Annotated in this window: 17 protein-coding genes; 9 read left to right on the top strand and 8 right to left on the bottom strand. The window is 64.1% G+C overall.

Annotated elements, in window-relative coordinates; translation table 11 throughout:
* Positions 1-2 precede the first annotated feature (2 nt).
* Complete coding sequence (locus tag F7R11_RS14130) at positions 3-1,196, top strand: heme biosynthesis protein HemY (RefSeq protein WP_064804529.1); 1,194 nt, start codon at positions 3-5, stop codon at positions 1,194-1,196.
* Between the two features lie 60 nt (positions 1,197-1,256).
* Here F7R11_RS14130 and F7R11_RS14125 read toward each other — a convergent pair whose 3' ends face one another.
* The 3 genes from F7R11_RS14125 to F7R11_RS14115 form a co-directional block, all read right to left on the bottom strand.
* Positions 1,257-2,579 (bottom strand): MFS transporter, encoded by a 1,323-nt coding sequence (locus tag F7R11_RS14125; RefSeq protein WP_064804527.1) that lies wholly within the window; start codon positions 2,577-2,579, stop codon positions 1,257-1,259.
* A 135-nt stretch (positions 2,580-2,714) separates the two neighbouring features.
* The gene (locus tag F7R11_RS14120; protein WP_064804525.1) at positions 2,715-3,473 is read right to left on the bottom strand and encodes an SDR family oxidoreductase; all 759 of its coding nucleotides are present in this window, start codon (positions 3,471-3,473) and stop codon (positions 2,715-2,717) included.
* Positions 3,474-3,518: 45 nt separating this feature from the next.
* Entirely contained in the window at positions 3,519-4,955 is a 1,437-nt protein-coding gene (locus F7R11_RS14115; protein ID WP_064804522.1) for an aldehyde dehydrogenase family protein, read from the bottom strand.
* 158 nt (positions 4,956-5,113) lie between these two features.
* On the opposite strand from F7R11_RS14115, the gene ppa reads away from it, so the two are divergent.
* Together ppa and F7R11_RS14105 are read left to right on the top strand one after the other, a co-directional pair.
* Complete coding sequence (gene ppa / locus F7R11_RS14110; RefSeq protein WP_021195606.1) at positions 5,114-5,641, top strand: inorganic diphosphatase; 528 nt, start codon at positions 5,114-5,116, stop codon at positions 5,639-5,641.
* Between the two features lie 301 nt (positions 5,642-5,942).
* On the top strand, positions 5,943-6,140 hold the full coding sequence (locus tag F7R11_RS14105) for a hypothetical protein (protein ID WP_037011969.1): 198 nt from the start codon (positions 5,943-5,945) through the stop codon (positions 6,138-6,140).
* Positions 6,141-6,207: 67 nt separating this feature from the next.
* Here F7R11_RS14105 and F7R11_RS14100 read toward each other — a convergent pair whose 3' ends face one another.
* A complete protein-coding gene (locus tag F7R11_RS14100; RefSeq protein ID WP_064804520.1) occupies positions 6,208-7,431 on the bottom strand; it encodes a GNAT family N-acetyltransferase in 1,224 nt (407 codons plus the stop codon).
* Between the two features lie 55 nt (positions 7,432-7,486).
* Between F7R11_RS14100 and F7R11_RS14095 the strand changes: the two genes are divergently transcribed.
* The 3 genes from F7R11_RS14095 to glnK are packed head-to-tail and all read left to right on the top strand — an operon-like array spanning position 7,487 to position 10,116.
* A complete protein-coding gene (locus F7R11_RS14095) occupies positions 7,487-9,124 on the top strand; it encodes an NAD+ synthase (protein ID WP_064804518.1) in 1,638 nt (545 codons plus the stop codon).
* 12 nt (positions 9,125-9,136) lie between these two features.
* Positions 9,137-9,763, top strand: coding sequence for a class I SAM-dependent methyltransferase (locus F7R11_RS14090; protein WP_064804516.1), 627 nt, complete (start codon positions 9,137-9,139; stop codon positions 9,761-9,763).
* A 14-nt stretch (positions 9,764-9,777) separates the two neighbouring features.
* Positions 9,778-10,116, top strand: coding sequence for a P-II family nitrogen regulator (gene glnK, locus F7R11_RS14085; RefSeq protein ID WP_021195601.1), 339 nt, complete (start codon positions 9,778-9,780; stop codon positions 10,114-10,116).
* 41 nt (positions 10,117-10,157) lie between these two features.
* Here the strand turns inward: glnK and F7R11_RS14080 are convergent, their stop codons facing one another.
* From F7R11_RS14080 to trxB, 3 genes are all read right to left on the bottom strand, one after another.
* The gene (locus F7R11_RS14080; protein WP_031329582.1) at positions 10,158-10,781 is read right to left on the bottom strand and encodes a trimeric intracellular cation channel family protein; all 624 of its coding nucleotides are present in this window, start codon (positions 10,779-10,781) and stop codon (positions 10,158-10,160) included.
* 45 nt (positions 10,782-10,826) lie between these two features.
* Positions 10,827-11,492 (bottom strand): Smr/MutS family protein, encoded by a 666-nt coding sequence (locus F7R11_RS14075; RefSeq protein ID WP_064804514.1) that lies wholly within the window; start codon positions 11,490-11,492, stop codon positions 10,827-10,829.
* A 131-nt stretch (positions 11,493-11,623) separates the two neighbouring features.
* Positions 11,624-12,580 carry a thioredoxin-disulfide reductase gene (trxB, locus tag F7R11_RS14070; protein WP_021195598.1) on the bottom strand — a complete coding sequence of 319 codons (957 nt, stop codon included), beginning with the start codon at positions 12,578-12,580 and terminating at the stop codon, positions 11,624-11,626.
* Positions 12,581-12,805: 225 nt separating this feature from the next.
* Here trxB and F7R11_RS14065 point away from each other — a divergent pair, with 225 nt between their 5' ends.
* From F7R11_RS14065 to F7R11_RS14055, 3 genes are all read left to right on the top strand, one after another.
* A complete protein-coding gene (locus tag F7R11_RS14065; RefSeq protein WP_064804512.1) occupies positions 12,806-15,163 on the top strand; it encodes a DNA translocase FtsK in 2,358 nt (785 codons plus the stop codon).
* Between the two features lie 100 nt (positions 15,164-15,263).
* Complete coding sequence (lolA, locus tag F7R11_RS14060; RefSeq protein ID WP_064804510.1) at positions 15,264-15,911, top strand: outer membrane lipoprotein chaperone LolA; 648 nt, start codon at positions 15,264-15,266, stop codon at positions 15,909-15,911.
* A 35-nt stretch (positions 15,912-15,946) separates the two neighbouring features.
* Positions 15,947-16,363 carry a hypothetical protein gene (locus tag F7R11_RS14055; protein WP_064804508.1) on the top strand — a complete coding sequence of 139 codons (417 nt, stop codon included), beginning with the start codon at positions 15,947-15,949 and terminating at the stop codon, positions 16,361-16,363.
* A 28-nt stretch (positions 16,364-16,391) separates the two neighbouring features.
* Here the strand turns inward: F7R11_RS14055 and F7R11_RS14050 are convergent, their stop codons facing one another.
* On the bottom strand, positions 16,392-17,288 hold the full coding sequence (locus F7R11_RS14050) for a LysR family transcriptional regulator (protein WP_064804505.1): 897 nt from the start codon (positions 17,286-17,288) through the stop codon (positions 16,392-16,394).
* Between the last annotated feature and the right edge of the window lie 100 nt (positions 17,289-17,388).

The following is a 17,388-nucleotide window of genomic DNA, read 5'->3' as shown; positions in this document are numbered from 1 at the left end:
GCATGCGCTGGGTATTCTGGATTGCGCTGCTGTTTGCCGCCGCCGTTGGGCTGGCGCTGTTTACCGAACTCAATCTGAGCAATGTTGTGCTGTTCTACCCGCCGTACCGGGTGGAGATGTCGCTCAACTTTGTGCTGGCCGCGTTGCTGGTGACGTTTGTCGTGCTGCATCTGGTGATGCGGTTGTTCCACCATGTGGCGGGTATGCCGGCGCGTGCTGCTGCGTATCGTGAACGCAACCGTATCCTGAAGGCTTCCGCTGCGTTGCGCGAGGCAATGGAAAGCCTGTTTGCGGGCCGCTTTGGCCACGCCGAGCGCCAGGCGCGCGAAGCCCAGGCCTGGGAGGCACAGCGCGAAACTGCGGCACTGATCGGTGCACGCGCTGCCCACCGCATGCAGGAAACCGAGCGCCGCGATGCGTGGATGGCCGAGGTGAAGTCGCCGGATCGCGAACAGGCCAAGCTCGTATCGATGGCGGAACTGCTGGTCGATGCACGCGACGCGGAGGGCGCGCTGGAGAGGATCGCGCAACTGCAATCGCAGGGGGCGCGGCAGATTCAAGCGCAGCGGATTGCGCTGCGTGCGCATCAGCATCTGAAGAACTGGAATGAGGTGCTGCGCCTGACGCGCGCGCTGGAAAAGCGCAATGCCATCCACACCGTGCTGGCCGCGCGCCTCAAGCAGATGGCGTGCGAGACGCTGCTGACCGAACGACGCCACGACGCCGACGCACTCAACACCTTCTGGCGTGAACTGACTGCGGAGGAGCGCCGCTCGCCGCGCATCGCCTCGCTGGCCGCACTGTACTTCGCGCAGCTGGACCGTACCGATGACGCCAAGCGCATCGTCGAAGAAGGCCTGAAAGCGCATTGGGATGGCCGCCTGATCCGCCGCTATGCGGATTGTGCGGTGCCCGGCAAGGCGCTGCCGCTGATCCAGCAAGCCGAGAAATGGCTCGCCCAGCATCCGGTGGATGCGGACCTGTTCTACACGCTCGGCATGCTCTGCTTCAAGGAGCAGCTCTGGGGCAAGGCGCAGTCGAGCCTGGAGTCGGCGCTGAAGTATGCAGATGCCGATCACCACGGCAACCTGCGTGCCCATGCGCACTTGGTGCTCGCGCAGATGTACGAGCAAACTGAGCGGCCGGAAGAGGCCCAGCGCCACTACCGGCAGAGCGCATTGCTTGCCGTGAAATGAACAAGGCCGGGAGATCCCGGCCTTTTCTTTGTTGCCTGGGTTTCGTGATGCGGGTGATGCCTACTTGTTCACCTTCGATGCCGGCACCGACAGCGTGAGGATCGCCCCCAGCACCATCGACGCAGCCAGCATGTACATGCCGGAATCGGTGCTCTTGGTGGCGTCTTTCAGCCAGCCCACGGCGTAGGGGCTAATGAAGCCCGCCAGGTTGCCCAGCGAGTTGATGAGCGCAATGCCCGCCGCTGCGCCCGTACCGGCCAGAAACGCGGTCGGCAGGCTCCAGAACAGCGGCAGCGTGGTCAGGATGCCCATGGTGCCGAGCGTGAGCGCAGCCATCGCCAGCGTGGTGTTGGTGTGCCAGACGGCAGAGAGCACCAGCCCAATCGCGCCCGCCACGGCCGGAATGGCGATATGCCAGCGGCGTTCGCGCGTGCGGTCTGCGCTGCGGGCGACCAGGATCATGGCGATGACGGCCGCGCCATACGGAATCGCCGTCAGCAGGCCCACCGAGAACGGATCGGCTACACCGGTCTGCTTGATCAGCGTCGGCAGCCAGAAGCTCACGCCATACAAGCCCATCACGAAGGTGAAGTAGATCCCGCTCATCAGCCACATACGCGGGCTGGACAGGACCGTGCCGATAGGCGGGTCTTCTTTCTCCGCGTCTTCTGCGGCGATGTTGCGGGTGAGCAGGGCCTTTTCATCAGCGGTCAGCCACTTGGCGTGGCTGATGCGGTCATCGAGGTAGAGCAGCACGACGACGCCGACGATGACCGACGGAATGCCTTCGATCAAGAACATCCACTGCCAGCCGGCCAGGCCGTACTTGCCTGCAAAGGCGGTCATCGCCCAGCCCGACAGCGGCCCGCCGATCACCCCTGAGAGCGCCACCGCCGTCATGAAGAACGTGGTGGTGCGCCCGCGTCGCTGCGCCGGATACCAATAGGTGAGGTACAGGATGATGCCCGGGAAGAAACCGGCCTCGGCCAGCCCCAGCAGGAAGCGCATCACGTAGAACATGGCCGGCGTGGTCACGAACATCATGGCCGCCGAGATGAGGCCCCACGAGATCATGATCCGCGCGATCCACATGCGTGCCCCCACGCGATGCAGGATCACATTGCTCGGCACCTCGAAGAGGAAGTAGCCGATGAAGAAGATGCCCGCGCCCAGCCCGTAGATGGTCTCGCTGAACTTCAGGTCGTTGAGCATCTGCAGCTTGGCAAAGCCGACATTCACGCGGTCGAGATACGCGACCACGTAGCACAGCAGCAGAAACGGAACCAGGCGCCACGTCACCTTGCGGTAGGTGGCTTCTTCGAAATCACTTGCAGATTGCGACAGGGTGCTTGCGCTACCCAGCGGTGGAGTGGTGAGGGCCATCGGGTCTCCTGAGTTGTTATGAGTTCAGGCCGATTGCTCCTCGTCACCAACATCGGCCCGGAAAACCGCCACCGCATTCTGCGCCTTCTCGCGTGGCCCTGCCAAGCTGCCCTGCTGCAGGGTTCGCAGTGACGACTATACGCAGCGCCCGCCGTCCACCTCCAGGCACGTGCCGGTGATGAACTCCGCCTCATCCGAGGCCAGGTACAAGCAGGCATTGGCCACATCCTGCGGCGTGGACAGCCGCCCCATCGGAATCGTCGCCAGAAAGCGCGCACGATTCTCGGGCGTGTCGGGCATGCCCATGAACTGCTCGATCAGGCCCGTGGCGCCCATCACCGGGTTCACGCAGTTCACGCGGATCTTGTCCGGGCCCAGCTCGGCTGCCATCGCTTTGCTGGCCGTGATGACAGCACCCTTGCTGGCGTTGTACCAAACGAGTCCCGGCCGCGGCCGGATGCCCGCCGTGGACGCCACGTTGACGAACACACCGCCGCCGCGCTCGCGGAAGTGCGGCACCATGTGGCGCGCTGTCCAGTAGATGCTCTTCACGTTGACCGCCATCACACGGTCGAATTCGTCTTCGGTGATCTGCAGCAGCGGCTTGTTCTTGTGCGTGGTCCCGGCGTTGTTCACGACGATGTGCAGATCGCCATAACGCGCGAGCGTCGCGCCCAGCAGCTTGGCGACCGAATCACCGTCCGACACGTCGGCATGCACGAAATGCGCATCGCCGCCGGCCACGCGGATGGCATCGGCTACGCGCTCGCCGGCCTCGGTGTTCAAGTCATTGACGATGACGCGTGCGCCTTCACGGGCAAAGGTGTTGGCGATGCCTTCGCCAAAGCCCGAGCCGGCACCTGTGACGATGGCGATCTTGCCGGCAAGCCGCATGGTGTCTCCTCGTGGTGTTGTGTTGTTTGTGTTGTTTGTGTTGTTCTAGCCGTGCCGGATGGCGATGGTCTTCAAGGTGGTGAAACCATACAGCGCCTCGAAGCCTTTCTCGCGCCCGTGGCCCGACTGGCCCGTGCCGCCAAAAGGCAGCTCCACGCCGCCGCCTGCGCCGTAGTTGTTGATGAAGACCTGACCGGCTTTGAGCTTGCGGGCCAGGCGAAGCTGCCGCCCGCCGTCACGCGTCCACACACCGGCCACCAGCCCATACGGCGTGCCGTTGGCGAGCGTGAGCGCTTCCGCCTCGCTATCGAAGGGCAGGGCGGCCAGCAGCGGGCCGAACACCTCTTCCTGCGCAAGGCGGTGCGTGTGTGGGACGTCGCGCAACAGCATCGGCGCCTGGTAGTAGCCGGTCTCGGGCGCCTCCGGCACGACCTGCCCTTGCGCCATCACCGGAATGTTGGCGTGCTGGGCATCCGAGACGAAATCCCACACCCGTTGCTGCTGCTTCGGGTTGATCAGCGGGCCGCAATCCAGGTCCAGCGATGCGGGGCCGACCTTGATCGATTCGAATACCGTGGCCAGTTGATCGAGCACCGCCTCGTAGATGCTGCGCTCGATCAGCACACGGCTGCCGGCTGAGCACGTCTGCCCTGCGTTCTGGATGATGCCGTTGACCACGGCCGGGATCGCTGCCTCCAGATCCGCATCGGCAAACAGGATCTGCGGAGACTTGCCGCCCAGTTCCAGCGTGACGGGCACGTGGTTTTCAGCCGCCGCGCGCACGATGGCTTTGCCCGTTTCCGGCGACCCGGTAAACGACACATGATTGATGCCCGGATGCGCCGCCAGTGCTGCACCCGCCTCATGACCATAGCCCGTCACGACGTTGAGTGCGCCATCGGGCAACCCCGCCTCGGCAGCCAGTTCGGCCACGCGCAGGATCGACAGGCACGCATCTTCGGCCGGCTTGACCACGCAGGCGTTGCCCGCAGCCAAGGCGGCGCCCACGCTGCGCCCGAAGATCTGCATCGGGTAGTTCCAGGGGATGATGTGCGCCGTCACGCCATGCGGCTCGCGCACGGTCAGCACGGTGGTATCCGCCGGATAGGGGATGGTCTGGCCGTGCAGCTTGTCCGCCGCTCCGGCATAGAACTCGAAGTAGCGGGCGATGGCGCGGGCATCGGCGCGGGCCTGGCGCATGGGCTTGCCGGTGTCGCGGGCTTCCAGGCGGGCGAGCTCTTCTTCGTGATCGGCCAGGCGCAGGGCCACGCGCATGAGCAGCCGGCCGCGCTCGGCGGGGCTCAACTGGCCCCAGACGCCTTCAAAGGCACGCCGCGCGGCGTGCACGGCCACGGAGATGTCGGTGGCATTGCCGCGCGCGATCTCGGCAAACGGTTGACCGTCGGACGGGTCGAACACCTTGATGCGCATGCCCGAATCGGGCGACATCAAGCGGTTGGCGATGAAGTGCTGGGCGTGCATGGGGGGTTCCTGCAGAAGATCGGCAACGCGCGATTTTCGCACGGGTGCGCCAGGGTTGCCGGGCGTCAGGGGCTATAATGCCCGCCGACAGTTTTCGAGCCTTCTTTCAACCATTTGCGTCGCGTTTTTACGCACTTCGCGCATTCCGGAGCATTTCCATGAGCTTCAACAACGTCTCGCCGGGCAAGGACATCCCCAACGACTTCAACGTCATCATCGAGATTCCGGCGCAAAGCGACCCGGTCAAGTACGAAGCCGACAAGGAAACCGGCATGCTGCACGTGGACCGCTTCGTGGGCACCGGCATGCGCTATCCGGCCAACTACGGCTTCATCCCCCAGACGCTGTCGGGCGACGGTGACCCGGTGGACGTGCTGGTCGTCACGCCGTTCCCGCTGATCCACGGCTGCGTGGTGCGCTGCCGCGTGCTGGGCATGCTGAAGATGACGGACGAGTCCGGCGTGGATGCCAAGCTGGTCGCCGTGCCGGTCAACAAGCTGAGCCCCGCCACCGCGCACATGACGGACCTGTCCGACATCGGCCAGAACCTGCTGGACCAGATCAAGCACTTCTTCGAGCAGTACAAGGCGCTGGAAGCCGGCAAGTGGGTCAAGGTCGAAGGCTGGGGCGGCATTGAAGAAGCCCACAAGGAAATCGTTGACGGCGTCGCCAACTATAAGAAGTAAGACACCTGACGAATTTGCTGTACGCCTGAGCAGGAAAATCCCGGCATCCGTAAGGATGGCCGGGATTTTTTGTTTGGAGGGTCGAAATGACTGCAATGTCGCACTACCCACCAACCCGCATGGTGCAGCCATTTGTGGCGAGCGAATATCGCATCATGCATTCTCCGGGGTGTTTCTTCATGTAATGCATGAAGGGGCGACGCAATCCCGCTATACAGAGATTTAAGTAACGCTCATTTGCCCGTCGGAAACGGCGCCTCTAGACTCCCGGACAAGTTTGACTCCAACCCTTGGTACTGCGATGTTGAACAAGACCGTTGCCGTTCCCGTGCTTTCTCTCATGGCCATGATCGCCTTTACCGTGTGGGCGTTGCTTGCTGGCCCGGCCGATGCAGCGCATGCTGGCGAACGTGGTGTCGCGCCTGCTGGCGCCTTGCCGACTGCGGGTGCCTGCCCGGCGCAGTGCCCGGTCCCCGCACAGAAGCTGGCCGCACGCTAAGCTGTTTCGCGTCCGCCGTTGTGGCGGACGCCGTCTCTCGGGCCTTCGCGGTCCTTTCCCCGGTTGTTTACTCCGGACGCTGCCTGAACGGCGAGCGATCCGTCAGTTCGTCCAGATACGCTTCCATGCCGGCCGTCTCGCGGTCGAGGAACCGGCCTACGGCATCGGCAAAGCCCGGATGCGCGAGCCAATGCGCTGACAGCGTCGCCACCGGTTCAAAGCCGCGCGCCATCTTGTGCTCACCCTGAGCACCCCCCTCGAACGTGCGGATGCCGTGCTCGATGCAGTACGTCAGCGGCTGGTAGTACGCCGTCTCAAAGTGCAGGCAGGGGTGATGCTCGATCGCGCCCCAGTAGCGGCCGTACATGACCGACGCTTCCGGCCGTGCATCGACCACCAGCAGCGCGCTGGCGATGTCGTTGCCCGCGCGCGAGGCAATCACCAACAGCAGGTTTTCCGGCATCGACTGGCCGATCTGGCGGAAGAACTCCAGGTTCAGGTACGGCGAGGAGTGATGTTCGCGGTAGGTGGTGCGGTAGCAACGGTGGAAGAAGCGCCAGTCGGCATCGGTGGCCGCCGCGCCGGGGACGTGGCGGAAGGTGATGCCGGCGTCATGCACACGGCGGCGTTCGGCGCGGATGTTCTTGCGTTTCTTCTGCTCCAAGGCGGCAAGAAAATCGTCGAAGCTGCCGAAGCCCGCATTGCACCAGTGAAACTGCACCCCTTGCCGCAGCAACATGCCGGCGGCGCGCATCTGTTCGGCCTCATCCGTAGTCGGGAACAGCACGTGCAGCGAAGACAACTCACTTTGCTGCGCCACCGCCAATAGGGTGTCAAGCAGAGCGGCGCGCGCCGTAGCACCACGCGCCAGCAGACGTGCGCCCTGCACCGGCGTGAAGGGAATGGCGGACAACCACTTCGGGTAGTACTCCAGCCCGTGCTGCGCATACGCGTTGGCCCAGGCCCAGTCGAAGACGTACTCGCCATAGGAGTGGCCCTTCACGTACAGCGGCGCCGCCGCGGCCAGCGTTTCTCCTGTGTGCCCATCGTCGCCGTCTTCCCACAACGTCAGGTATTGCGGCGACCAGCCCGTGTCGGGCGATGCGCTGCCACTCTCGTGCAGGGCGTGCAGGAAGTCGTAGCGCAGGAAGGGCGTGGCCTCGGGCTGCTGGGCGAGCAGGGCGTCCCACGCGTCGCGGCCGATGTCGCGCAGATCGGTCACAAGCCGCATGCGATAATGCTGCGATCCGGCGCGGGTTTCGGGCTCGGGAACAAGGGGGCGGGAAGTCATGCCGCCGATTCTAATTCCAGCCCGGGGTGCTGCGCTTGCATCCCATATTGCCCCCATGACCGTCACTGTCGCTCTCGCCCAGATCAACTGCACCGTCGGCGATTTCGCCGGCAATGCTGCCCGCATCGTCGCCGCTGCGCGTGAGGCGCACCAGGCTGGTGCGCGCATTCTCCTCACGCCGGAGCTGTCGCTTACCGGCTATCCGCCCGAAGACCTGTTGCTGCGCCCGGCCTTTATCGACGCCAGCGCCCGCGCGCTCGATGCGTTGATCGCCGAGTTGGCGGCCTTCCCAGGCCTGCACGTGCTGATCGGGCACCCGCAGATCTCGCTGGAAGCCCCAGCGCCCGGCGTGCTGCCTAAACCGACCAATAGCGCCACCGTGGCTGTGGACGGCCGTGTGGTCGGCCGGTACAACAAGCTCGAATTGCCCAACAACGAAGTCTTCGACGAGAAGCGTTACTTCCAGCCCGGCACCGAACCCTTTGTGTTCGAGGTGGACGGCACGCGCTTCGGCATCATCATTTGCGAAGACGCTTGGTACCCCTCGGCCACCGCTTACGCGAAGGCTGCCGGCGCACAGGTGGTGTTGATTCCCAACGCCTCGCCGTATCACCTGGACAAGGAAGACCTGCGCGAACGCATCATCGGTGCGCGCGTGAAGGAGTCGGGCTTGCCGCATGTGTACGTGAACCTGGTTGGCGGCCAAGATGAGCTCGTGTTCGACGGTGGCTCGTTCGTGCTCGATGCCGAGGGCAAGGTGGTCGTGCAGATGGGCCAGTTTGTCGAGGGCGTCGGCACCGTGCAGTTCGCCGGCGGCAAGGCGCTGCCCGGCACGATCGTGCCGGAAGCCTCGCTGGAGGCGCAGGTGTACGAGGCGCTCAAGCTGGGTGTGCGGGATTACCTCGGCAAGAACGGTTTCCCGGGCGCGATTATCGGCCTGTCGGGTGGCGTGGATTCTGCGCTGGTGCTGGCGATTGCCGTCGATGCGCTGGGCGCCGATCGCGTGCGCGCGGTGATGATGCCCTCGCGCTACACGGCCGATATCTCGTGGGTGGATGCGCGCGACATGGCTGCCCGCCTGGGTGTGCAATACGACGAAATCCCCATCGCGCCCATGTTCGATGCGTTCAGGGGCGCACTGGCGGAAGAATTCCGTGGTCTGCCGGAAGATGCGACGGAGGAAAACATCCAGGCGCGCATCCGCGGCACGCTGCTGATGGCGCTGTCCAACAAGTCTGGCCGCATTGTGCTGACCACCGGCAACAAGAGCGAGATGGCGGTCGGCTACTGCACGCTGTACGGCGACATGGCCGGCGGTTTCGCTGTCATCAAGGACATCTTCAAGACGCTGGTCTATCGGCTGTGCCGCTACCGCAATACGCTGTCTGAGGTGATTCCGGAGCGCATCCTGACGCGTGCGCCGTCGGCAGAGCTGCGCGAGAACCAGACCGACCAGGACAGCCTGCCCGAGTACGACGCGCTCGACGCCATCGTGCAGCGCTACATGGAGCAGAACCAGCGCGTGAGCGACATCATCGCCGCTGGATTTGCCGAAGCCGACGTACAGAAGATCGTGCGCCTCATCAAGATCAACGAGTACAAGCGCCGTCAGGCGCCGGTGGGCGTGCGTGTGACGCAGCGCGCGTTTGGGCGCGATTGGCGGTACCCGATCACCTCGCGGTTCAAGGAATAAGCACCGAAGACCATGCTCGACTACTACGCCAAACGTGCCCCCGAATACGAGCGGATTTATACGAAGCCCGAGCGGCAGGGTGATTTGGCGTGGTTGAAGGCGCGCGTGCGTGACGTGACGCGTGGCGCGCGGGTGCTGGACGTGGCTTGTGGTACCGGTTTCTGGACCGAGGCGATGGCGGATGCGCGCAGCATTGTCGGCGCGGATTACAACGACACCGTGTTGCGCATCGCGCGCGGTAAGGGCATTGCCGGCGCGGCGTTCGTACGGGCCGACAACGATGCGCTGCCGTTCGCACCGGGCACGTTCGAGGTGATGACGGCAGGCTGCTGGTGGTCGCACGTGCCGTTGCAGCACCTGCGTCAGCACATCGAAGGGCTGCACCGCGTGCTCGGGCCCGGCGTGCGGGTGCTGTGGTTTGATAACCAGTATGTGTTTGGTTCCAGCACGCCCGTTGCCTACAACGACGAGCATGGCAACACGTGGCAGCGCCGGCCCTTAAGTGACGGCAGCGAGCACGATGTCCTGAAGAACTTTCCCGACGATCCGACGCTGCTGCAAACGGTGGCTGGCATCGCCCAGGATGTGCGCATTAACCGGCTCCAGTATTATTGGACGCTTGAATACCTCACCAACTAGTTAGCGAGACACCCATGAAACAGATCACCGCCATCATCAAGCCCTTCAAACTGGACGAAGTGCGCGAGTCGCTCGCCGACGTGGGGGTGACCGGGCTGACCGTCACCGAGGTCAAGGGTTTCGGCCGCCAGAAGGGCCACACCGAGCTGTATCGCGGTGCTGAGTATGTGGTCGACTTCCTGCCGAAGATCAAGATCGAGGTGGTGGTGGCCGACAACCAGGTCGAGAACGTGATCGACACCATCGTCAAGGCTGCCAAGACCGGCAAGATCGGCGACGGCAAGATCTTCGTGATGCCGGTGGAGCAGGTGATCCGCATCCGCACCGGCGAGAAGGACGAAGCCGCGGTCTAAGCGACCTGTCTGGCCGGCGTGCTCGCGCCGGCCGCTACCGATCAGCGCGGTAAGGTGATGTTCCAGCGCAGCGTCACCAGCCGCCCGATCACGATTGCCAGCGTGGCGATCACCACGGACACGCTCGGCAGCAAGTCCGTGAACGTCAGCCCGACGTAGAGGAAGCACCCGAGAAACGCGCAGGTCGCGTACGGGTGGTTATCCCGCAGCAGCATGGGCACTTCATTGCAGACCACATCGCGCAGCAGGCCACCAAAGGCCGCCGTGATCACGCCCATCATCACCGACACGAAGATCGGTACGCCCGCATCCAGCGCCAGTTGCGTGCCCAGCACGCCAAACAGGCCCATGCCAATGGCGTCTGCCACGATCAGCACGCGGTCGGACACAAGCTGGCTCACCAGCCGGATCACCCAGTTGGCGAACAGGCTCATGATGAACAGCGCGAGCAGGTAGTGCTCGTGCTCGACCCAGTAGAAAGGCCGGCGATCGAGCAATAGATCGCGCAGCGTGCCGCCGCCAAAGGCCGTCAGGAAGGCCACGATGAACGCGCCCACGGCATCGAGCCGGCGCCGCTTCGCCTCAGCCAGCCCCGAGATGGCGAATGAGAAGACCGCGAGGATCTCCATCCAGTGCATCACCAACTGCAGGCGAGTTACGTGCATGGGCGTGTTGTTCTTGTTATTGGGGGCGATGGGAAGATGAACGCGTCAGGAACCGTGCGGCTGGCGCAGGAGCACCAGTACAGCACCCGCACCGCCGGCCGTGTTGCGCGGCTCGACAAAGGCAATCACTTCTTCCTTCTGCACCAGCCACGAGCGCACCTTGCCCTTGAGTACGGGTGTCTTGTCGGGTGAGCCCAGGCCCTTGCCGTGGATCACGCGCACGCAGCGGATGCCGCGCTGCACGGCGCGTCGCAGGAAGGCGGCCAGCGCCTCGCGCGCTTCTTCGCGGCGCAGGCCGTGCAGGTCGATCTGGTCTTGCGTGGCCCACTCGCCGCGGCGCAGTTTCTTGAGCACGTCCTCGCCGATGCCGGGGCGGCGGTAGGAGAGCGTGTCGTCGGTCTCCAGCAGGTTGTCGACGTCGAATTCGTCCGACAGCGAGGCATCGAGCACGCGCTTGTCTTCCGCACGTGAATGCACGGGGTCGGGGGCAGGCGGATTGCGCGGATGCTCGACGCGCTTGTTCTGGCGCAGCGCGTTCACCTCGCCGACGTTGGCGCGGAACACGTTGGCCTCTTCTTCTGCCTTGCGCGCAGCGGCTTCGGCGCGCTGGCGTTCGGCCTCGCGTGCCTCGGTTTCGTGCTTGAGCTGTTCGCGCAGCTTGCCCAGGTCGGTCAGGCTGAGCTTGTTGGCGGGGGTAGGGGCGCGTTTCATGGCAGCAGGCGGGGCAAGCGAATCAGGGTGGAGCGTGCGTCGATTATACGAAGGCGCCGCGCATGACAAAACGGCCGATGGTGTCCCATCGGCCGCGTTGTTTGGACCCGGGAAACCCGGGGGCAGGAGACTTACTCCTGGCCTTCCAGGTAGCGCTGGGCGTCCAGCGCGGCCATGCAGCCCGTGCCGGCGCTGGTGATGGCCTGGCGGTAGATGTGGTCCTGCACGTCGCCGGCAGCAAACACGCCCTGGATGTTGGTGGCGGTGGCGTTGCCGGCCAGGCCGCTCTGCGTACGGATGTAGCCGGTCTCGTTCATTTCCAGCTGACCCTTGAAGAGATCGGTGTTCGGCTTGTGGCCGATGGCGATGAACACGCCTGCCACCTTGATCTCTTCGGTCTTGCCTTCGTTCTCGTGCGTGCCCTTCAGGCGGGCGCCCGTCACGCCCGAGTCATCACCCAGGATCTCGTCGAGCACCATGTTGGTCTTGATCTCGATCTTGCCCTTCTTCTCCTGCTCGTGCAGGCGGTCGATCAGGATCGGCTCGGCGCGGAACTTGTCGCGGCGGTGGATGAGCGTGACCTTGCTGGCGATGTTGGCCAGGTACAGCGCTTCTTCCACAGCGGTGTTGCCGCCGCCCACCACGGCCACTTCCTGGCCCTTGTAGAAGAAACCGTCGCAGGTGGCGCAGGCAGACACGCCGCGGCCGGCAAATTTCTCTTCCGACGGCAGGCCCAGGTATTGGGCCGAGGCGCCGGTGGAGATGATCAGTGCGTCGGCGGTGTATTCGCCCGAATCGCCAATCAGGCGGATCGGCTTTTCATTCAGGTGCGCGGTGTGGATGTGGTCGAACACGATCTCGGTGTTGAACCGCTCGGCGTGCTCCAGGAAGCGCTGCATCAGCTCGGGGCCTTGCAGGTGCTCCTTGTCGGCGGGCCAGTTTTCCACGTCGGTGGTGGTCATGAGCTGACCGCCCTGGGCCAGGCCGGTAACCAGCACCGGGTTCAGGTTGGCCCGGGCGGCGTAGATGGCGGCCGTGTAGCCAGCGGGGCCGGAGCCGAGGATCAGCACTTTTGCGTGTTTTGCCATGATGCGTTCCGTAGTTGCTTGGCGAGAGGGATGAAACTGTCGCCGTGCAGGGTAGGTGAGGCGAGGTAGATGGAGACAATGGGCGACATTATAAAGTGGCACCCCCTCGTCCGCCCGGTTGTAAATTCCAATGGCAGTGATAGGGGCGCGTTACAATCCTTGGCATCGTATTTGTGCTGTCTTTAAGCCGCGCGGGCTCGCCCAAGCGGCGCACCCGTCTCCCGCATGGCCCGAGCTTCCACCACTCCGACAACCCGTACCGACCCCGCCGCGCTGCCGTCCCGCATTGGGCGCCTGCTGGGCGAGGTCCGCTGGTTCCTGTTGCTGGCGGTGACCATCGCCTTCCTGATCATCCTGCTGTCATACAACCGGGCGGACCCCGGTTTCACCCACGCCAGCCAGGTCGACGAAATTCGCAACCTGGGCGGGCGCGTGGGGGCATGGCTAGCAGACCTGTTGTTGTTCGTGTTTGGTGCCTCCGCCTATTGGTGGGCATTGCTGCTGGTGCGCCGCGTCTGGCGTGGCTGGCGAGAGTTGATGTCGGATGAGCGCTTGCCACCGAATCGGGCAACTTCGGCCATGCCGCGCGTGGACGCCAGCGTCACCTGGATCGGCTTTGCGCTCATCCTGGCCTCCAGCATGGGGCTGGAGGCCATCCGCATGTACAGCATGCATATGAAGCTGCCGCGGGCGCCGGGCGGGGTGTTGGGCGACCTGATTGGCGGGGCGATGCAGCATTCGCTGGGCTTTACCGGCGGCACGCTGGTGCTGTTGCTGATGTTTACGGTGGGGCTGTCGCTGTTCTTCCATTTCTCGTGGCTGAACCTGGCTGAGCAGATCGGCGCGGGCGTCGAGATGCTGTTTGTCGGCTTCAAGACGCGCCGCGAGGACAAGCAGGACCGTGCCATCGGCGAAGCAGCCAAGGTCGAGCGCGAAGAGGTGGTCGAAACCCGCCGCGTGCGCATTGAAGAATCGCCGCCGGTGCAGATCGTGCGCCCGACAGCCGTGGTCAAGAGCGACCGCGTGGAGCGCGAGAAGCAGCAGCCGCTGTTTGTCGACATGCATGACTCGGACCTGCCGCCGCTGGCGCTGCTCGACCCAATTCCGACCGTCGTGGAAACCGTGAGTGCCGAGACGCTGGAATTCACCTCGCGCCTGATCGAGAAGAAGCTCAAGGATTTCGGCGTGGAAGTGCAGGTGGTGGCGGCCTATCCGGGCCCGGTCATCACGCGCTACGAAATCGAGCCGGCCACGGGCGTGAAGGGCAGTCAGATCGTCAATTTGGCGAAGGACTTGGCGCGCTCGCTGTCGCTGGTCTCCATCCGCGTGGTGGAGACGATTCCGGGCAAGAATTTCATGGGCCTGGAGCTGCCGAATCCGAAGCGTCAGGCGGTACGCCTGTCGGAGATTCTCGGTTCGCAGGTCTACAACGAGAGCGCCTCGCAGCTCACGATGGCGCTCGGCAAGGACATCGCCGGCAAGCCGGTGGTGGCCGATCTGGCCAAGATGCCGCACTGCATGGTGGCCGGTACAACGGGCTCGGGTAAGTCGGTCGGCATCAACGCGATGATCCTGTCGCTGCTGTACAAGGCCAAGGCCGATGCGGTGCGCCTGATCCTGATCGACCCGAAGATGCTGGAACTGAGCATCTACGAAGGCATTCCGCACCTGCTGTGCCCGGTGGTGACGGATATGCGCCAGGCCGGCCACGCCCTGAACTGGGCGGTGGGCGAGATGGAGCGCCGCTACAAGCTCATGAGCAAGATGGGCGTGCGCAACCTGGCCGGCTTCAACAAGAAGATCGAAGAAGCCGCCGCGCGCGAAGAGAAGATTCCCAACCCGTTCAGCCTGACGCCCGACGCGCCGGAGCCGCTCGACAAGCTGCCCATGATCGTCATCGTGATCGACGAGCTGGCCGACCTGATGATGGTGGTCGGCAAGAAGGTCGAAGAACTGATCGCACGGATTGCGCAGAAGGCGCGTGCCGCAGGTATCCATTTGGTGCTGGCGACGCAGCGTCCGTCGGTGGACGTGATCACCGGCCTGATCAAGGCCAACGTGCCGACGCGGATCGCCTTCCAGGTCAGCAGCAAGATCGACTCGCGCACGATCCTGGATCAGCAGGGTGCAGAAGCGCTGCTGGGCATGGGCGACATGCTTTACCTGGCGCCCGGTACCGGCCTGCCGGTGCGCGTGCACGGCGCTTTCGTGTCGGATGACGAAGTCCACCGCGTGGTGGACAACCTCAAATCGCAAGGCGAGCCGAACTACATCGAGGGCATTCTCGAAGGCGGCGTGGCTGATGGCGAGGGTGGCGGCGACGGCTTTGGCGGTGGTGCGGGCCTCGTTGGCGCTGGCGGCGGCGAAGCAGACCCGCTGTACGACCAGGCCGTCGACGTGGTGCTCAAGAACCGCCGCGCGTCGATCTCGCTGGTGCAGCGCCACCTGCGCATCGGCTACAACCGCGCCGCGCGCCTGCTCGAAGACATGGAAAAGGCGGGCCTCGTCTCTGCCATGTCTGGCAACGGCAACCGCGAAATTCTGGCGCCCAACCGTAACGGCAACGTCGTCGAAGAGGAATGACGCTGCGCGCATGTTGCGGTTACATCGCGTTACCGCATCGACGGAATGTTCGGGTGCGGCCGGCCACTAACAACAAGATCAACTGAAAACCGGGATTCCTATGTTTGTGTTGAAAGCACGTCACCTGATGGCCGCCGGGCTGGTATCGCTGGCGGCGTGGTCGGCCGGTGCCTATGCGGGCGCGGTCGAGCAGCTCAACGCCTTCGTGAGCAATGTCACCACCGCGCGCGGCGAATTCGTGCAGCGCCAGGTCAAGGGCGGCACCAATGGCAACCCGCTGCGCTTGGCGGGCACCTCCAGCGGTGATTTCTCTTTCTCGCGCCCGGGTCGCTTCGTCTGGCGCTATGTGAAGCCGTATGAGCAGCAATTGTCGGCCGACGGCCAGACGCTCTACATCTACGACAAGGACCTGAGCCAGGTGACCGAGCGCAAGCTTGATGCATCGCTCGGCTCCAGCCCGGCTGCCATCCTGTTCGGCAGCAATGACCTTGCCAAGAACTTCACGCTCAAGGAAGGCGGGACGAAGGACGGCATCGACTGGGTTGAACTCACGCCCAAAGCAAAGGACACGCAGTTCGAGCGCATCGCCATCGGTTTCCGCAGTGGTGAGCTGCAGGGAATGGAGCTGCGTGATGCCTTCGGGAACACCACACTGCTGACGTTCTCGAACATTCAGAAGAATCCACAACTGCCGGCCAACGCGTTCCGCTTCGTGCCGCCCAAGGGGGCTGACGTTATCAAGCAGTAACGCGTAGGGGCCGGTTTTCGATAGGGAGACCGACCATGCCTTTGCCGTCCGCCACATCGCTGCAGCGTGCAGCCGTTGTTGCCGCCACAGCGGTGGTGTTTGCGGGATGCGCCGCCACGGGTGCGTCCCGTTTTGACGTCGATTCGTTCCTGACCGCGCCCGACACGGTGCTGCCGGAGGTGCTGGTCAACAAGGATTTCCTGCGGGTCACGAAGCTATCGGATGCGGAGTGCGCCGCGTTGGTCAAGGGGCATGCCGCGCAGGTTGTCGCATTGCCCAATGCGCAAGACCCGCGTATTCCTGAGGCCGCCTTGCGTAAGCCGTTTGTGATTCAGCCACCGGGTAGCGAGAGCGTGTGGTTGCTGCTGCGCGAGGCAGACGGCACGCAGTCGTGCCACGGCCCGCTGCCCGCCAAGGAATTCATGGGACTGGCGCAGCGCGCGTCGAACTGAGCGCGCTGTCTGCCCACACGTCCATCCCTTATGCGTGTGCCGCCTTCATGTCCGCAATGAAGGCGGCCAGCAGATCGTTGCGCCGAGCGTCTCGGCGTACCACCATGTCGAACGGCACGTCGTAGCGCATCGCCTTCGGTGCAAGCGGGGCCAGCAGGCCCTGCGCCACATACGGTGCGGCAAAGTGCTCAGGCAGATAGCCGAGATGCCGACCTGACAGCACCAGCATCGCCACCGCTTCCATGTTGTCCGCCACCGCGGTCACCAGCCGCTCGGCCGGTGAGCCTGCCGCCTCGGGCAATGGATAGCTGCGCCACGCCCAGGCGTGGGTGAGCGTTTCTGCAGGTGACACGCCCCCAGCCCTGTTGAACAGCGGATGCCCACGTCCCACATACGCAAGCTGCGTCTCGTGAAAGACCGTCGTGTACTCCAGTGTCGGCATGCGATGCCAGAAATAGCCGATGGCCATGTGGATCTTGCTATCGAGCAGCAGCCCTTCCAGCTCGCCCGGCGGCCGCACCGACACCGTGAAATGCACCGATTCATCCCGTTGGCGAAAGCGCTCGATGGCCTGGCTGATGCGCGCATTGGCATTGACGGGCGCATGGCCGATCAGCCCCAGATTGAGCGTACCGACCAGCGTACGGCCGACCTTGCGCGCCTCTGCGCCGAACGTGTCCAGCGCGGCCAGCAGCTTGCGGGCCGAGTCCACGAACTGTTCGCCGCGTGCAGTCAGTCGGAAGCCGCTGCGCCCGCGCTCGCATAGGCGATAACCCAGGCGCGTTTCCAGCGTTGAGAGCTGCGTGCTGATGGTCGATTGGCCGACATTGAGCGTGGCCTGCGCAGGCGTCACTCCGCCCGCGTCCACCACGGCGAGGAAGACGCGGATCAGCCGCAAATCCAGATCAGAGGGTTGTCCAAGCACGGTCGATACATCGACAGAAATCGATGTTTGATTCGGAGATTTCGCATTCTATGTGCAGAGTTGATCAGCAAGAATGCACGCAACCTCCACAAATCGCATC

The organism is Ralstonia insidiosa, from assembly GCF_008801405.1.
Classification (GTDB): Bacteria; Pseudomonadota; Gammaproteobacteria; order Burkholderiales; family Burkholderiaceae; genus Ralstonia; species Ralstonia insidiosa.
Note: the sequence above shows the minus strand (reverse complement) of the source record. Positions and strands in the feature narration are given on the sequence as shown.

What these genes read in the sequence shown, in the direction of transcription:
- F7R11_RS14130 (WP_064804529.1), top strand. Translation starts at nt 3, where the DNA reads ATGCGCTGGGTATTCTGGATTGCGCTGCTGTTTGCCGCCGCCGTTGGG.
- F7R11_RS14125 (WP_064804527.1), bottom strand. Translation starts at nt 2,579, where the DNA reads ATGGCCCTCACCACTCCACCGCTGGGTAGCGCAAGCACCCTGTCGCAA.
- F7R11_RS14120 (WP_064804525.1), bottom strand. Translation starts at nt 3,473, where the DNA reads ATGCGGCTTGCCGGCAAGATCGCCATCGTCACAGGTGCCGGCTCGGGC.
- F7R11_RS14115 (WP_064804522.1), bottom strand. Translation starts at nt 4,955, where the DNA reads ATGCACGCCCAGCACTTCATCGCCAACCGCTTGATGTCGCCCGATTCG.
- ppa (WP_021195606.1), top strand. Translation starts at nt 5,114, where the DNA reads ATGAGCTTCAACAACGTCTCGCCGGGCAAGGACATCCCCAACGACTTC.
- F7R11_RS14105 (WP_037011969.1), top strand. Translation starts at nt 5,943, where the DNA reads ATGTTGAACAAGACCGTTGCCGTTCCCGTGCTTTCTCTCATGGCCATG.
- F7R11_RS14100 (WP_064804520.1), bottom strand. Translation starts at nt 7,431, where the DNA reads ATGACTTCCCGCCCCCTTGTTCCCGAGCCCGAAACCCGCGCCGGATCG.
- F7R11_RS14095 (WP_064804518.1), top strand. Translation starts at nt 7,487, where the DNA reads ATGACCGTCACTGTCGCTCTCGCCCAGATCAACTGCACCGTCGGCGAT.
- F7R11_RS14090 (WP_064804516.1), top strand. Translation starts at nt 9,137, where the DNA reads ATGCTCGACTACTACGCCAAACGTGCCCCCGAATACGAGCGGATTTAT.
- glnK (WP_021195601.1), top strand. Translation starts at nt 9,778, where the DNA reads ATGAAACAGATCACCGCCATCATCAAGCCCTTCAAACTGGACGAAGTG.
- F7R11_RS14080 (WP_031329582.1), bottom strand. Translation starts at nt 10,781, where the DNA reads ATGCACGTAACTCGCCTGCAGTTGGTGATGCACTGGATGGAGATCCTC.
- F7R11_RS14075 (WP_064804514.1), bottom strand. Translation starts at nt 11,492, where the DNA reads ATGAAACGCGCCCCTACCCCCGCCAACAAGCTCAGCCTGACCGACCTG.
- trxB (WP_021195598.1), bottom strand. Translation starts at nt 12,580, where the DNA reads ATGGCAAAACACGCAAAAGTGCTGATCCTCGGCTCCGGCCCCGCTGGC.
- F7R11_RS14065 (WP_064804512.1), top strand. Translation starts at nt 12,806, where the DNA reads ATGGCCCGAGCTTCCACCACTCCGACAACCCGTACCGACCCCGCCGCG.
- lolA (WP_064804510.1), top strand. Translation starts at nt 15,264, where the DNA reads ATGTTTGTGTTGAAAGCACGTCACCTGATGGCCGCCGGGCTGGTATCG.
- F7R11_RS14055 (WP_064804508.1), top strand. Translation starts at nt 15,947, where the DNA reads ATGCCTTTGCCGTCCGCCACATCGCTGCAGCGTGCAGCCGTTGTTGCC.